Origin of the sequence: Treponema vincentii, assembly GCF_018336815.1 — a bacterium.
GTDB lineage: Bacteria > Spirochaetota > Spirochaetia > Treponematales > Treponemataceae > Treponema.
Genome location: NZ_CP050497.1, coordinates 2,187,882 through 2,203,247, shown reverse-complemented (window position 1 = coordinate 2,203,247; position 15,366 = coordinate 2,187,882). Strand labels below are relative to the sequence as shown.

The window sequence follows — 15,366 nt, the reverse complement described above, 5'->3', positions numbered from 1 at the left end:
AATATAAAGGGAGTTATTATTATGGCACAGACAAACATAAATATCCGTATAGACGAGGACTTAAAAAAGCAGTTTGAAGCTTTCTGTTCCGAGATTGGAATGACTATGACAGCAGCATTTTGTGTATTTGCAAAAACGGCGGTCAGGAAACAAAAAATACCGTTTGAAATAGCAACGGATCCGTTCTACAGTGAAAGCAACATGGCTCATTTACGCCGCGGCATTGAGGCTCTGAATGCCGGGAAAGGCGTAGAGCATGAGCTTATCGAGGCATATGAATGAAAAAAATATGGTTTGATGAAGCTTGGGAAGATTATGAATATTGGCAACTACAAGATAAAAAAACAATAAAGCGTATCAATATGCTGCTTAAAGATATTGAACGAGGAAGCTTTGACGGTATAGGTAAACCGGAGCCTCTAAAGGGCGAATTGAGCGGGTTTTGGAGCCGCCGTATTGATGACGTGAACAGGCTTGTGTACCGAGTGAGTAAAAATACTTTAGAAATCCTTTCCTGTCGCGGACATTACGAAGATTAATTGAAATACAGGTCTCTCACACTCAGGCAGTAGACGCTCCGGTACTAAGGATTTTGCGATGGACATTTTTAATCAATACGCCCCTTTTATACAGGATTATATTTACCGCTCCGGTTGGCAGGCGCTTCGTGCGGTGCAGAATGCGGCGGGCGATGCTCTTTTCAATACCGATAAGAATGTGCTTTTAACGGCATCCACCGCTTCCGGCAAAACCGAAGCGGCGTTCTTTCCTATCTTGAGTCTCTTGTACGAAGAGCCGTCCGCCTCGGTGGGGGTGTTGTATATCGCTCCGCTCAAGGCGCTCATCAACGATCAGTTTGGACGGCTGAATGAGCTCTGCGAAGAAGCGGGAATCGCCGTAACGCGGTGGCATGGTGATGCGCCGCAGAGCCAAAAGCGGAAGCTGCTCCGTAAACCGGCGGGGATTTTGCAGATCACCCCGGAATCCCTTGAAGCGCTGATGATCACCAAGCAGAGCGAAATACCCTCTTTGTTCCACGACCTACGCTTTATCGTCATTGATGAAGTCCACTCCCTGCTGCGTGCCGACCGCGGCGGGCAAACCTTTTGCCTGATCGAACGGCTCTGCCGGACTGCGGGCTGTAATCCCCGACGGGTCGGTCTTTCCGCCACACTCGGTAACCCTAAAGAGGCGGGCGCCTTTCTTGCTGCAGGCAGCGGGAGAGAAACGGTTATCCCCAAATGCGACGGCGGCAAAGAAGTGTGGCGGCTTTCGATGGAACACTTCTTCAACACGGGACCTCAAGCTGACGAAGGCAAGCCCATCACAGTAGAGGCGCTTACCGTAGAAGCCGCGACGGATACTGCCCCCAAGGCCGCAGACCCGGGGATGGGCTATATCTTTGAGCATACCCGCGGCAGAAAATGTCTCGTGTTTACCAATTCCCGCGAGGAGTGCGAATCCGTATGCCAGCACCTCCGGCAATACTGTGAAGTTAACCACGAACCCGACCGCTTTTTAATTCACCACGGCAACCTTTCCGCTTCGTACCGCGAAAGTGCGGAAGAAGAAATGAAGGATGACGACTCGCTTATCAGTGTGTGTGCTACGGCTACACTGGAGCTGGGGATTGATATCGGGAGGCTGGAGCGGGCATTCCAGATTGATGCACCGTTTACCGTTTCCGGTTTTTTACAGCGTATGGGGCGTACCGGACGGCGCGGCACTCCTTCGGAAATGTGGTTTGTTATGCGGGAAGATCATCCCGAAGCGCGGGCAATGCTTCCGGAGATGATTCCGTGGTATCTTATTCAAGGGATTGCGCTCGTCCAGCTTTACATCGAAGAGCGCTTTGTAGAACCGCCGCGCACGGAAAAGCTGCCGTTTTCCCTGCTCTATCACCAGACCATGAGCACGCTTGCATCCTCAGGTGAGATGACACCGGCGGAGCTTGCATCCAAAGTACTGACCCTTTCGGTATTCCGCCGCATCAGTCAGGAGGACTTCCGTACCTTGCTCCGGCACCTTATCACTATTGATCATATCAACCGCACGGAAAACGGCGGGCTGATTGTCGGGATTACAGGAGAGCGGGTTGTCAACAATTATAAGTTTTACGCAGTGTTCCAAGAAAATATCGAGTACACGGTGCGTTCCGGTTCCGAAGAGCTGGGAACAATCGTCAAACCGCCGCCTGCGGGCGAGAAGATAGCCATTGCAGGCAGAGTGTGGGCAGTGGACGAGGTGGATCACCAGCGCCGCGAGGTATACTGTACGCTGGTAAAAGGGAATATCCCTGCGTATTTCGGTGATGTGGCAGGCGATATACACACCCGTATCTTGGAACGGGTGCATACTGTCCTTGCCGAACGGAAAAGCTATCCGTACCTGATGCGCCATGCCGTGTGCCGGTTGCAGGAAGCGCGGAATACATTTCACAAGGCAGGGATGGACAGTCACCCGCTCATTTCCCTCGGCGGCTCTATGTGGGCGCTCTTTCCTCAGCTGGGCAGCTATGCCTTTCTTGCGTTGGAACGTTTTCTCAAGCTCCGCTGCGGTGCACGGCTTGGACTCAAAGGCTTGAGTCCGTCCCGACCGTACTACCTACAGTTCACCATGCAGGTAAGCGCACAAGAATTCTATCGCATTATTGCCGAAGAAGCCGCACAAAACTTTGATCCGCTGGAGCTTGTGTACGAAAGGGAAGTTCCCATCTTTGACAAATACGACGAATATGTCCCGGCTGAGCTGGTGCGCAAAGGATTTGCCTTAGGGGTACTGGATATCACCGGAATGAAGCAGCGGGTGCTGGGATGGAAGGAGAATGCGGGAGAGCTGTAATGTCAGTGTCTACGAAAGTTTATACACTGCATATTGATTGAGCGATACACCTTCTTGTGCTGCCTGTAATGCCAGTTTTTTATGTAAAGACTTTGGAATACGAAGTACAAACTTACCGCTATAATTCATTTCATCAACCGGTTTTGGAACTTCAAAGCCGTTTTCGAGTTTCGTTTCAATCCATCCTTCCATCGCTTCGTAAATATTTCGATACGCCTCTTCAAAAGAATCGCCGGTACTCCGACAACCGTCCAGTTCCTGAACGGAAGCATAATAATATTCGCCGCTTTCGTCGGATAGCTTTTTTATAACAATCGAATACGGTAAATTTAAGTAGTCTTTTATATCCATTTTATGCCTCTTGTACACGCTTTAAAATATCTTTTATATAGCACGCTTTCAATACATTATCAGCTTTTATTGTAATCACATTTCCAACAGTATTGATATATTGCCGGTGAGAAACTTTTTGTCTGTCAAGTCGATAGCCTATAGCCATAAGCACCTTATCAGCTTCTTGCAGACGTATGCCGTTTGGTTGGTTTTTTATCATAGCCATATCCCGTACAAAAAACAAGTTATATTTTACTTTAACGGCTTAAAGTAAAATATAAGATTTTATAATTTTCTTTCAGGGCTGTTTGCGGTTTATTCGGTTTGGTGAAAAAAGAAGGTTGAGTTGACTCTTTTATAATTCGATTACCCGTGTTATAATTTACCAAGGAGGGTATTACCATGCGGATATTAATGATAACCAGTGAAGCGGTTCCTTTTGCAAAAACAGGCGGCTTAGCCGATGTCGTATCTGCCTTATCCTACGCATTAAAAAAACTTGGGCATGATGTTAGAATTGTTATGCCGCGTTATTATAGAATTGATAAAAAAACTTTAACGCCTATTCCCGGCGCAATGGGAGTGTCTATCGGCAATAGAGAATATTGGACGGAAGTATTTGAATCGACACTCCCCAATTCCGATATACCGATATATTTTATTGATCATGAAGAAAGTTTCGGCCGCGACGGGTTGTACGGTTCTCTTTTTGAACCTGACTTTAATGATAACCCCAAGCGGTTTTCGATATTGAGCCATGCAGCCTTTCAACTTTGCAGAAAGCAGCATTGGATTCCCGATCTGATGCACGCGCACGATTGGCAGACAGCGCTGGTGCCCGTGCTGTTAAAATTTAACACGCAGTATCTCGATTTTCAAGGGACTGCAAGTGTTTTTACCGTGCATAATATCGGCTATCAGGGAATTTACAATAAAGCGAGTTATGTGGATACGGGACTCGATTGGGGATATTTTTATTCTGCCGGTTTTGAGGACTGGGATAGAATGAATTTCTTAAAAGCCGGCTTGTTATCTGCCGACCGGCTGACAACCGTTTCTCCGACTTACGCACAGGAAATACAAAGCGCTGAATACGGTTTCCGAATGGACGGTATTCTTCGTTTCCGCAAGGATGCTTTAACCGGTATCTTAAACGGCGTTGACACTTCTGTATGGAATCCTAAAACGGATAAACAGATCCCCTTCAATTATACTGCCCGTTCTCTTGCGAAAAAAGCGAAGAATAAAGAAGCCTTGCAAAAATATATGGGACTCCCACAGGATGAAAAAGTTCCGGTGTTCGGTATGATAACACGGTTGACCGATCAAAAAGGAATTGCGGAATTATTCGGACCATCGTACGGTGCGGCATTCAAAATATGTACCGATATCAATTTACAACTGATTGTGCTGGGCGCCGGTGATCGATGGTGCGAAGATGAATTATTGGCGCTTTCAAAACGGCTGCCGAATTTGCGGGTTTATATCGGCTATGATGACAAATTGAGCCATTTAATAGAAGCGGGCAGCGATTTCTTTTTGATGCCGTCGCGATATGAACCGTGCGGGCTTAATCAGATGTATTCGCTGCTATACGGAACATTACCGGTTGTACGCAATACCGGCGGACTTGCCGATACGGTAGAAAACTATGATGAGCAAACAGGAGACGGCACCGGTTTTGTGCTGAATCTACTTACGCCCGAAAGTATTTATAATACCGTTAATTGGGCGGTAAATGCGTGGTTTAAAAACCCCGAGCACATCGTTAAAATGCGAAAGCGCGGTATGGCGAAAGATTTTACGTGGGATACCTCTGCAAAGCAGTATCTCGCGGTATATCAAGAAGCTGTCGGAAATAAGGTTTTCAATAAGCATTAAGCTTGGGTAACCGCACCGGATACTTTATTGAATATCCCCGCAAAATAAAGGGGCTGTTCAACCGGAGTTGCCAATGTGATTGCCTTGAATATTAATACGGACAGGCTTTAAGTAATGAAAAAGACGAATGCAATGCGCCTTTTGGAGGCGGCAGGTGTTTCTTATAGCAGCGTCGAATATGCGTGGGATGAGGAACATTTGGATGCGGTGTCTGCTGCACAGAAGTTACACATCGAACCCGATATGCTCTTTAAAACGATTGTGATGATAAGCGAAGACAATGATATTTTTGTTTTTTGCGTACCGGCGCCTTCGGAAGTCAGTTTGAAAAAGGTACGGAATATAACCGGTAAAAAGATAACACCGCTTAAACTCGAGGCGCTGCAAAAAACAACGGGCTACATCCGCGGCGGCTGTTCCCCGCTCGGCATGAAAAAGCATTTTCCTACATTTATCGATGAAACCGCACAGCTGTATGACCGTATCTATGTGAGTGCCGGGGAACGGGGGCACATGCTCTGTATTGCCCCTGCAGATTTGCAAGAAATCTGCGCCGCCGCTTTTTGCGATATCGCCGAAGGATAGGACATCCTATTGCGTTATAAAACAGGTAATGCTATAGTAGTGAAATACTAAGGAACTCCTTAGATTAGACATTCAGGCTGCTATAGAGAGCTTTTAAAGAATATATGGAGGTTACCCTGATGGAAAAAATAGTAAAATTATTGCACCGCAAAAGCTGTGTAGTACTTACGGCGCTGTGCGTGCTGACCTTTAGTGCTTGCCGTTGGCCATATACGGTAAAAAATGCCCGTTTTAAAAACGAGTTTTCATGGGTGTATGCTGAAAAAGATTTTAACTTTAAAAACGCCGACAAGGTGCAAGGAACTTTTACATTGCCTAAAAATATTAAACATAAGGGATTGTGTTTTGTTGCAATGTTTCCGGCAACTTTCCGTAATAATAAATGGAGTGCTGTTATAAAAATGCCTTACAAGCTTACTCTTACATGGGACGGCGGCAGCTTAAAAAGAGAAGAGGCAGAAGCAAAAAGTGATTGGTTCGGACTTAATGTGTATTTCCCCGAGGAGGAGATAAGAAAACTGCCGGTACAACAAGCAATTACCTATACATTGGAATATGAAGCCGGTGTATATACTAAACTACAGGATACAGCTGAGCTTGATAAGCTCGCCGATCTGCAGGATCATCCTGAAAGCTATCAAGGCTTTTATGATGCAGTATTTGTCGTAGCCGAGCGCTCAACAAAAAAAGATGCCGTAAGCTTAAAGTTAAAAATTATTGCAGGTTAGCTTGACGGTTTCAGCATGATCGGTGCCGTGTATGTGCTGATAATCGGTTGTATCGGTGGCGCCGTTCGCATATCCGGTATCGGTTTCAATGTCTTATAATGTATACGGACGTACATTTACTGGAAAAGTATCTGCACCGCCTATTTGCAATGCGATCTGCATTTTCACGCTTTCCACCCTATAATTGTAGATATGCCGAGCTGTAGAATTGCACTTCCGCAGTACCAACCGCCTCACCCCAAAGCACAGTCTCCTGCAAAGAAAAACCTGCGCAAAAGGCTTGATATACCTGCATTTGACGGCATAATTTCACAGCTCACAGCTCGAATACTCTTTAGATAGTTTTTTATCTACTTTTTACACACAGCATTATCTTTTCTCATTATGTCCTGTCCTCTACCGTAATGCGCAGCAGGCAGCGGCGCTGCCTCAACAGCAACCTTTACCGGAGACACGGGCAACAGCGATAACTGGGAGTATATTAAAAAACAAGATCCTAAAGGAACTGCGGATGCAGCAACGAATTATCCGGCGTTCCACTGGGTAAATACCTATAACAAAACGTATGCTGAGTGGCTTGGCAGAAAGACTTTTAACTGGTACATGCCGAGCATCGCCGAGCTATGCGAGGCGTGCAAGAACAAAGGTGCAATCAATGAAAGCTTTACAAAGATACGCAGTCTTAACGTTTCCTATGCCGGTTTGGAACTCGGTCTTGTAGACTATTGGTCGTCGTCGCAGAGTTCCGGCAGCAATGTTGACGTATGGAGAATGAATTTCCCGAATGACCACGTGGGAGGCAGTGCCAAGTTTAACAGTGGTCGGGTTTGTTGTCTGGCAAGCTTTTAATAAAAACGGTACATCCGTGTACCGTTTTTATCTTCGAGTTTAAGCGCTTCAGCAACAGCAGTGCAGAAGATGCCCTCAACCAGATAAAAGAGAAAAACTACGCCGCGAAGTACAAGACTGACGAGAAGAAAATTGTGCTGATTGGAAGTTCGTTTGATGAAAAGACGAGAACATCGCATTTCAAGGTAACCTGTTCAGAAACGGAAGTTTCCGAACAGGTTTAATAAACCGCAGCGGGTAACCGTAGGCGCCGTAACAGAGGTAACGAGCGGTAGCCCTGCGGCGGTGAAAATACACGACAACGTTCAAAGGAGAAGTAGTATGTCGAATAAAGAGCAAAGGAAATTTTTTGAAAGTAGGTTTTTTAGCGCATCTTGGGGCGCTGCTGCCGGACACAATAGCGTTTGGCGTGATGAGTACAAAGAAGAAACAATAATTAAGATAGTAGCCAAAGTAATCGCATCAGAGGAGTAAATCAATTCCGTAGAAGAAAAAACTCTGATGCGATTACCTTCATCCTTAGTCGGTTACGTATTGCTTATAGTCTCCGTAGCCGGCGGCATCCATTTCTTCGTAGGGAATAAACCGCAGCGAAGCCCCATTGATGCAATAGCGCAAGCCTGTTTTATCCTGCGGACCGTCGTCAAAGACATGGCCTAAATGCGCGCCGCCGGTTTTTGAGGTAACTTCAACTCTATTCATACCGTGGCTGCCATCGGGCGTAAAATCGACTGCCTGCGAGGTAATCGGCTTGGTAAAGCTCGGCCATCCGCAGCCTGCATCATATTTATCGCTCGAAGAAAAAAGCGGTTTTCCCGTAACAACATCAACGTAAATACCCTTTCCTTCAAACTTGTCATATTCACTGGTAAAGGGACGTTCGGTTGCTTTTTCCTGTGTTACACTGTATTGCAGCGGAGTCAGCCGTTCCTTAATCTGCTTTGCATCCGGTATTTTGAACTGTGCTTCATCATGCAGGGGGACGGATGCAAGGTTTAAATTGATATGGCAGTATCCGTTCGGATTTTTTTCAAGGTAGTCTTGATGATAGTCTTCCGCCAATACAAAGTTCCGCAGCGGTTCCGTTTCTACCGCAATCGGGCGGGAATACTTTGCCTGCATCCGCTTTAAAAAAGCCTGAATAACCGGCAGGTCTTTCTTATCTGTGTAGTAGATGCCGGTGCGGTATTGCCTGCCGACGTCATTCCCCTGCTTATTTACGGAAAGCGGGTCGATAATGCGGAAATAGTGTTCCAATAGTTCTTCGAGCGCGATAACACCGGTATTGTAGGTTATTTTGACAGTTTCAGCATGATCGGTGCCGTGTATGTGCTGATAATCGGTTGTATCGGTGGCGCCGTTCGCATATCCCGTATCGGTCTCAACAACGCCTGCAATCCGGCGGAAGTATCCTTCCACACCCCAAAAGCAGCCCCCTGCCAAATAAATCTCTTTTACATTTCCTGCCGTTACCATAGCTGCTTCTCCGTTCTTGTTTCCGTTCTGCGGTTTATGTCTTTCTCCTGCCTGCACTTTTACACAGCTGGAGAGAGCCAAGGCAATGCAGAGCGGCGCCGCTAAATGAATATGTTTATGAATGATCATCGTGCTTTTCAGCTCCTTGTTAATCCCAAGCGGAAGTATCCGCCCAGAAGATTGATATGACGTGCCGAATGGCAGTCTGATAGTAAACAAGGAGCTATAATGCGGAGTTACAAATTAGTAATCATTCCTGTTTCTTTTCCAATGATTTTAAAACGTTGAGCGCCGCTTTGGAATCCTGCTGGGCAACGGCAATCAATTCGATGATGTGCGGGTATTTTGCTAAAAAGTCTCCCCACTTTGTCAGCCGGTCTATCTGGAATTGCTCCGAAGCTGCGTATTGCGCTTCTTTTGCTGCGGTTTCCGCTAACAGCATTTCGCGCTGTTGTTCATACGTGTTATATGCCTGTTCCGCAATCTTATAGGTGTGGATGTCGGGGATAGCGAGTTTTGTTAACGTAACGGCTTCTACGGAGAAGTCTTGCCCGGTTGCCTTAGTAAGTTCATCTTTGAGCTTTTCCGAAAGCGCATGATAATCGGTTTTTACTTGCTGATATTCATAAGGATTATCAATCAATTCCGAAACATACCGGTACATAATTGTCTGCAACGCCGCGCGTATATGCGAGTCGATATACGATTCAAGCGCTTCTTGCGTTTGAATCGTATTTTTTTCTACAATTGGTACCAGCTTTTCAGGCTTCAGTGTAACGAGGGCATCCATGCCGAAGCCCCAAGAAAAATCATCTTTTGTATTCAATACTTTGGCGTATCGGTCTGCCGACGGGAGCGAACCGTCTGCGGTATAATTGACATGCCGCGGCGTAAGGTCGAATACCAGTATCTGTGCATTTGTGGGAACAATCCGCTCCCATCGCCATGTAAAGTTTCCGGGCATAATCGCTTGAGGATAGTATCCGCCGGACTTTGACAGCATAACGCCGTATTTTCCTGCCGGAACGGAGAATTGCGTCCATCCGAAAAAGAACACCGCTGCCGCACACGCAAGTAGAATCAGTGTAACGATAATCAATTTACGAAATGCTTTCATAATTTTATCCTCTACAGTCGGCTAGACTTTAAACTTGCCGACTTCATCCGTTAAATTTTCGATGCTTCGCTTATTTTGCTGCGTTATGTTATTGACTTCTTGAACGGCGTTATTGATCTGCGCCGCCCCTATCGCCATTTCATTCATGCCATCGGTAATGATGCGGGTAAGCTCATCCAGCTTTTGCATCTCTTCTCCAACGCTTTCCCCGCCTTTCAGCATCTCTTCGGAGCCTGCCTGTACTTCTATCGTTACCGTATTGATGTTCTTAATAGCCGTTAATACTTCCTTACTGCCGTTTTCTTGTTCGCGCATTGCATGGGTTAGGCTATTGCTCATATCTTTCACTTGTTCCGCTAAGTTAAATATCGTATTGAATTTTTCTTCTACGGTTTGGGAAGATGTGGAAAGCGTTTCGATTTCTCCGCTGAGTGTTTTAAGCGTTGTCGTTATGGCCTTTCCTTGCATGGCGGAATCTTCCGCTAACTTACGGATTTCGTCTGCGACAACAGCGAACCCTTTTCCTGCCTCGCCTGCATGAGCCGCTTCGATGGCAGCGTTCATTGCAAGCAAGTTTGTTTGGGATGCAATATGCTGAATAACACTCGAGGCTTCCATCAGAGAGCCGGATTCTTCAGCTATTTTTTGCGTTACGGTATTTGAGGTTACGAGCGTTGCCTTACCGTCATCTGTTGCGGTTGCAAGGCTTTTTACCGCTCCGTTTGTTTTTTCGAGTATACCGGTAATAGAGGCTATATTCGCGACCATTTGTTCAATCGACGATGAGGACTGTGCGACACTTGCCGCTTGTGTTTGGATACTGGTGTTAAGCTGCTTAATAGTGCGGACAATTTCTTCGACGGTTGCTGCCGTTTCGGTAACACTTGCGGCTTGGCTTAATGCCTGCCGTTTTACGCCTTCGATATTGGCGCTGATTTTATTCACTGCGTCGGCTGTTTGTACCATATCATTTGCAAGTTTATTACCGATGGCTTCCATTTCGGCGCTGCTTGTTCCGATGGATTTTATCGTATGTCCGATCTTCTCAATGGTTTGGTTAAAATACTCGGACAAATCGGTTACTTCATCGTTTCCCGTAACCGGTAATCTGACCGCTAAATTGCCTTCACCCTGCGAAATATCTTTTAATGCGTATACCGTTGCCTGAATAGGTTTTACCAGTTTAAGGGCGATAAAATAAACGATGAGAAGAGCCGAGATAAATATACAAATGCCGATAATCATCATTGTGATACTCATCGAATTGACCGTTCCCATAAATTCATGATAGGGAGCATTAATAACAATCGTCCAACCTGATAGGTTGCTTTTTGCATACGAGGCTATCTTTGAAATGCCTTTATATTCATAATGTCCGATAGCAGGTGTTTGCGCTTTTAACGCAATCTGCTCGAATGCTCCGAGGCTTGTCAAAGTCGAATCGGTTGCTCCTGACTCGGAAGCATTAAAAAGCTTTTCAACCAGAGATTCATCCCTATCTGCAATAGTAGTTCCCGTTAAACCGATAATGTAACAGAAGCCGCTTTTACCGACGGCAATATCTTCGATATTTTTTGAAAGCAGTAATCCGCTGACATCGGCTGAAAGGACACTGTGCACATGATGGTTTTCGTCGAAGATTGGAACTGCAAGTGTGATGACAAGCGTTCCTCTCGCCCGCTCTCTATACGGTTCCGAAATAAAGGGAGTTCCCGACAGGGCTGTTTGAAACCAGACTCTGTCGCTTACCTGAACGGTATTGCCGACATAATAGAATGTACCGTCGGGATCGGTTACATCCAGTTCAATGATTTTACTGTTTGCTTCAGCTTCTTTTTGTAAAAGCGCTACTCGTTCCTGATACGAATATGCAGGATCGGTTAAAAAAGGCATACGCGCAATGCCGCTCAGGAATTGATAGAGCGCCTTAATTCTTCCATCGATGATATTCGCAACATCGACGGCTTTGTCCGTTAAATGCCTTTCGACCTTTTCCGTTACGGCTTTGCGCGCAATGTGAATGGCAAGCGTTGCTTCAGTAATGCCGGCGACTACTACCAAAAGACCGAAAATAAGAATGAGTTTATAGCGGATTGGAAACCGTTTCGGAACTTTTTTCATAAAGGTAATGCTCCTTTTCAAACATGGGTGTAATTTAGCTTCTATGTAATTCAACCGCAATAAGTGCATTTTAGTCTTTTCGCTTATTACTGTCTATGCTTCCCTGCTACGGCGATAATCATGATAAGCGCTAAAAATATGCGTGATGCGGTTCTCCGTAAAAAAATAAAAAAATAATTTTTTTCTTGACAATGCACTAGAGGCGTTGTAAGATTAAACGGTATAAGGAGGCACTGTAACATGAAAATTATTTTTTACGGAGTGCGTGATGTCGAAATCCCTATCTTTAAAGCGGTAAATAAGAAATTCGGGTACGAAATGACCTTAATTCCCGAATATCTCACCGATGAGGCAACCGCAAGAAAAGCAGCGGGACATGACGTTGTCGTATTGCGCGGAAACTGCTTTGCAACGAAAGAGCGGCTGGATATTTATAAAGAACTCGGCGTTAAATATGTACTGACCCGAACGGTAGGCGTTAATCATATCGATATACCGTATGCAAAAGAATTAGGTTTTAAAATGGCTTATGTGCCGTTCTATTCTCCGAATGCGATTGCCGAGTTGGCATTGACGTTAGCGATGACGCTGTTGCGCAACGTTACCTATACCGGAAATAAAACAAAAGATAAGAACTTTATCGTCGATAAGCAGATGTTCTCGCGCGAAGTGCGGAATTGTACGGTCGGTGTGCTCGGATTGGGACGAATCGGTATGACGGCTGCCAGACTGTTTAAGGGTTTAGGCGCAAAAGTTATCGGATTTGATATTTTCCCGAAGACCGGTGTGGAAGACATCGTAACGCAAATGTCGATGGATGAGGTACTGGCAAAATCCGATATTGTCACGCTTCATGCACCGTATATCAAAGAAAACGGTAAGATTATCACCAAAGAATCAATTGCAAAGATGAAGGATAATGCCATCCTCATCAATACGGGACGCGGAGAGCTTGTCGATACCGATGCGTTGGTTGAAGCATTGGAAAGCGGAAAACTTTACGGTGCGGGTATCGATACCTTGGAAAACGAGGTTGAAATTTTCTTTAAGGATTTTAAGGGTAAGACCTTGCCCGTTCCTGCGTTTGAAAAGCTGGTCAATATGTATCCGAAAGTCATTATTACCCCGCACGTCGGTTCCTATACCGATGAGGCTGCATTGAATATGATTGAAACAACCTTCGATAATATAAAGGAATATATTGAAACCGGAGATTGTAAGAATAAAATCCAATAATAATTTAAATAGTGTGCAACAGTAAATGCATCTTGTATGAGGAGGTAATAAAAGATGGCTACATTTACGTTTGATATGTATCTAACGTTGGGACTGGCGATTGTACTGTACTTATTGGGAAGCGGTATCAAAGCTAAAGTCGGGGTTTTGCAGAAGTACTACATTCCTGCGCCGGTTATCGGAGGAACACTGTTTTCAATTGTAATGTTGATAGGTCATAATATGGGACTGTTCTCATTTACATTTGACGGGAACTTAAAGAATTTCTTCATGGTTGTGTTCTTTACTACAATCGGATTCTTAGCAAGTGTTTCAGCATTGAAAAAGGGCGGTATCGGCGTTATCCTGTTTTTAATTGCTGCGGTTATTCTTGTTATTATTCAAGACGGTGTCGGTGTTGCTTTGGCAAAGGTATTCGGACTTAATCCCGGTATCGGTTTGGCGGCAGGTTCCATCCCGCTGACCGGCGGACACGGAACTTCCGGCGCTTTTGGCCCCTATCTGGAAGAGCGTGGGGTTTCGGGCGCTACGGTTGTTGCAATTGCTTCGGCAACGTACGGTTTGGTTGCAGGGTGTGTTATCGGCGGCCCGATTGCGAAGCGCTTAAAGGATAAACATAACTTAGTGTGTAAAGAAGGCGATGCTCAGAAAGCTACTCAAGAACAGGCTGAAAAAGATGAAACACTTGCTCAGAAAGGTACTATGTCTGAAAAAAGCTTTTTTAAAGCAGCTGCGATGATCGGTATTGCGATGGGTGTCGGCGGTCTTATCACGCCGCTTATTAAAAAAGCGGGATTATCTTTGCCGGCATACCTTATTCCGATGCTTATTGCCGCAATTATGCGTAATGTTGTCGATAAGACTGAAAGCAAGACGCCTATCGATGAAATCGGTATTATCGGAAGTGTATGTCTTTCTTTCTTCTTGGCTATTGCATTGATGTCGATGAAGTTGTGGGAATTGGCGGATTTGGCAATTCCGCTTGTTGTAATTCTTCTGGTGCAGACGGTTGTTATGGGCTTGTTTGCGTACTTTGTTACCTTCAACATCATGGGGCGGGATTACGATGCGGCAGTTATCGCAACCGGTCACTGCGGTTTCGGTATGGGCGCTACCCCGAACGCTATCGCTAACATGGAAGCTTTTACCTCGGTAAACGGTTTCTCCACAAAGGCATTCTTAGCGGTTCCGCTCGTCGGTTCGCTGTTTATCGACTTTATCAATGCGATTGTTATTCAGACATTTACCAGTATTTTTGTCGGATAATTTTGAATCAAACGCATTTCGGGCATCTCTAAAAGTCTAACCGAGTTTTTAGAGATGTTCACTATCTAAAAACGGCTAAAAAGTGCTTTGCTGTCTCGACAGTAAAGCACTTTTCGTATTATGATAGAGCTATTATTCAGGATGCTTTTTCAAGCTATTTATTCCTTATAGGAGGTATGAATGATTACAACAGAGTACATAAGCTTTGTTACAAGCTTGTTGTCATCTTTGCTTGGGCTTGGCATTGTGTTTTTATCTCTGATATTCTTGGCGATTTATGTTACAATCGTTTCGAAGATTATATCAGGCTTAGAGAAAAACTTACCGGCCAAAGCTCAAGCTGCCCCTGCACCGGCGGCTGCATCTGCTGCCGTAAATGCAAAACCTGCAGCGGGTGCCGAAGCGGTAAAAGTTGCCGTTATTGCGGCCGCTATCAGCGAAGAAAGGCACGAGCCTTTAAATTCATTCGTAATTACGAATATTAAGAAATTATAGATCATAGAAAAGGAGTGTGTAGTATGAACTATGTAGTTACCGTAAATGGTGAAAAATATGAAGTTGAAGTGGAAAGAGTAGGCGGAGGAACTTCCTCATTGTCAAGAAGACCGCCGGAACGGGTATCGCGCCCTGTTCAAGCTGCTCCTGCTGCACAGCCTGTTGCAGCTCCCCAGCCCGCGGCTCCGGCGCCTGCCGCTCCCGCTGCTTCGGGTGGAGCAGGAACCATAGTTAGCCCGATGCCCGGTACCGTTCTTGATGTAAAGGTTAAGGAAGGCGATGCTGTTTCCGTCGGTCAGGTTGTCATTATTTTGGAAGCTATGAAGATGGAAACCGAAATCGTGTCCGAAGTTGCCGGTTCCGTAGCTGCCGTCCGGGTAAAGAAAGGAGATGCCGTGGATACGGATACCGTACTGGTAGAGGTTAAATAAGGGGCAT

17 protein-coding genes are annotated in these 15,366 nt (G+C 45.5%); 12 read left to right on the top strand and 5 right to left on the bottom strand.

From position 1 onward, the window contains the following. The first annotated feature begins 21 nt into the window (after positions 1-21). The 3 genes from GWP40_RS10005 to GWP40_RS09995 are packed head-to-tail and all read left to right on the top strand — an operon-like array spanning position 22 to position 2,841. Positions 22-282: a type II toxin-antitoxin system RelB/DinJ family antitoxin gene (locus GWP40_RS10005; protein WP_212565218.1), complete on the top strand. Its 261-nt coding sequence runs from the start codon at positions 22-24 to the stop codon at positions 280-282. Continuing rightward, the gene (locus GWP40_RS10000) at positions 279-539 is read left to right on the top strand and encodes a Txe/YoeB family addiction module toxin (RefSeq protein WP_212565217.1); all 261 of its coding nucleotides are present in this window, start codon (positions 279-281) and stop codon (positions 537-539) included. The genes GWP40_RS10005 and GWP40_RS10000 overlap by 4 nt, the downstream gene beginning before the upstream one ends. 58 nt (positions 540-597) lie before the next feature. Continuing rightward, positions 598-2,841, top strand: coding sequence for a DEAD/DEAH box helicase (locus tag GWP40_RS09995; RefSeq protein ID WP_212565216.1), 2,244 nt, complete (start codon positions 598-600; stop codon positions 2,839-2,841). A gap of 9 nt (positions 2,842-2,850) precedes the next feature. Here the strand turns inward: GWP40_RS09995 and GWP40_RS09990 are convergent, their stop codons facing one another. Then, complete coding sequence (locus GWP40_RS09990) at positions 2,851-3,192, bottom strand: type II toxin-antitoxin system HicB family antitoxin (RefSeq protein ID WP_212565215.1); 342 nt, start codon at positions 3,190-3,192, stop codon at positions 2,851-2,853. A gap of 1 nt (position 3,193) precedes the next feature. Beyond that, positions 3,194-3,394 (bottom strand): type II toxin-antitoxin system HicA family toxin, encoded by a 201-nt coding sequence (locus GWP40_RS09985; protein WP_230974394.1) that lies wholly within the window; start codon positions 3,392-3,394, stop codon positions 3,194-3,196. A 182-nt stretch (positions 3,395-3,576) separates the two neighbouring features. Between GWP40_RS09985 and glgA the strand changes: the two genes are divergently transcribed. From glgA to GWP40_RS09960, 5 genes are all read left to right on the top strand, one after another. Then, positions 3,577-5,055, top strand: coding sequence for a glycogen synthase GlgA (gene glgA / locus GWP40_RS09980; RefSeq protein ID WP_212565213.1), 1,479 nt, complete (start codon positions 3,577-3,579; stop codon positions 5,053-5,055). Positions 5,056-5,169: 114 nt separating this feature from the next. Then, the gene (ybaK, locus tag GWP40_RS09975) at positions 5,170-5,640 is read left to right on the top strand and encodes a Cys-tRNA(Pro) deacylase (RefSeq protein WP_212565212.1); all 471 of its coding nucleotides are present in this window, start codon (positions 5,170-5,172) and stop codon (positions 5,638-5,640) included. 119 nt (positions 5,641-5,759) lie between these two features. Then, positions 5,760-6,368, top strand: a complete 609-nt coding sequence (locus GWP40_RS09970) for a hypothetical protein (protein WP_212565211.1) — start codon at positions 5,760-5,762, stop codon at positions 6,366-6,368. 827 nt (positions 6,369-7,195) lie between these two features. Further along, positions 7,196-7,441 carry a PD-(D/E)XK nuclease domain-containing protein gene (locus GWP40_RS09965; RefSeq protein ID WP_212565210.1) on the top strand — a complete coding sequence of 82 codons (246 nt, stop codon included), beginning with the start codon at positions 7,196-7,198 and terminating at the stop codon, positions 7,439-7,441. Between the two features lie 97 nt (positions 7,442-7,538). Next, a complete protein-coding gene (locus GWP40_RS09960) occupies positions 7,539-7,691 on the top strand; it encodes a hypothetical protein (RefSeq protein ID WP_212565209.1) in 153 nt (50 codons plus the stop codon). A gap of 45 nt (positions 7,692-7,736) precedes the next feature. Here the strand turns inward: GWP40_RS09960 and msrB are convergent, their stop codons facing one another. The 3 genes from msrB to GWP40_RS09945 all read right to left on the bottom strand — a co-directional run bounded on the left by msrB (position 7,737) and on the right by GWP40_RS09945 (position 11,931). Continuing rightward, complete coding sequence (gene msrB / locus GWP40_RS09955; protein WP_414162772.1) at positions 7,737-8,819, bottom strand: peptide-methionine (R)-S-oxide reductase MsrB; 1,083 nt, start codon at positions 8,817-8,819, stop codon at positions 7,737-7,739. A 124-nt stretch (positions 8,820-8,943) separates the two neighbouring features. Then, the gene (locus tag GWP40_RS09950; protein ID WP_212565207.1) at positions 8,944-9,810 is read right to left on the bottom strand and encodes an SPFH domain-containing protein; all 867 of its coding nucleotides are present in this window, start codon (positions 9,808-9,810) and stop codon (positions 8,944-8,946) included. A 21-nt stretch (positions 9,811-9,831) separates the two neighbouring features. Then, on the bottom strand, positions 9,832-11,931 hold the full coding sequence (locus GWP40_RS09945) for a methyl-accepting chemotaxis protein (RefSeq protein WP_212565206.1): 2,100 nt from the start codon (positions 11,929-11,931) through the stop codon (positions 9,832-9,834). A gap of 240 nt (positions 11,932-12,171) precedes the next feature. Here GWP40_RS09945 and GWP40_RS09940 point away from each other — a divergent pair, with 240 nt between their 5' ends. The 4 genes from GWP40_RS09940 (at position 12,172) to GWP40_RS09925 (ending at position 15,359) form a co-directional block, all read left to right on the top strand. Then, the gene (locus GWP40_RS09940; RefSeq protein ID WP_212565205.1) at positions 12,172-13,167 is read left to right on the top strand and encodes a 2-hydroxyacid dehydrogenase; all 996 of its coding nucleotides are present in this window, start codon (positions 12,172-12,174) and stop codon (positions 13,165-13,167) included. A gap of 54 nt (positions 13,168-13,221) precedes the next feature. Further along, a complete protein-coding gene (gltS, locus tag GWP40_RS09935; RefSeq protein ID WP_212565204.1) occupies positions 13,222-14,433 on the top strand; it encodes a sodium/glutamate symporter in 1,212 nt (403 codons plus the stop codon). 180 nt (positions 14,434-14,613) lie between these two features. Further along, positions 14,614-14,928, top strand: a complete 315-nt coding sequence (locus GWP40_RS09930) for an OadG family transporter subunit (protein ID WP_212565203.1) — start codon at positions 14,614-14,616, stop codon at positions 14,926-14,928. Between the two features lie 23 nt (positions 14,929-14,951). Beyond that, positions 14,952-15,359, top strand: a complete 408-nt coding sequence (locus GWP40_RS09925; RefSeq protein WP_212565202.1) for a biotin/lipoyl-containing protein — start codon at positions 14,952-14,954, stop codon at positions 15,357-15,359. Positions 15,360-15,366 lie beyond the last annotated feature (7 nt).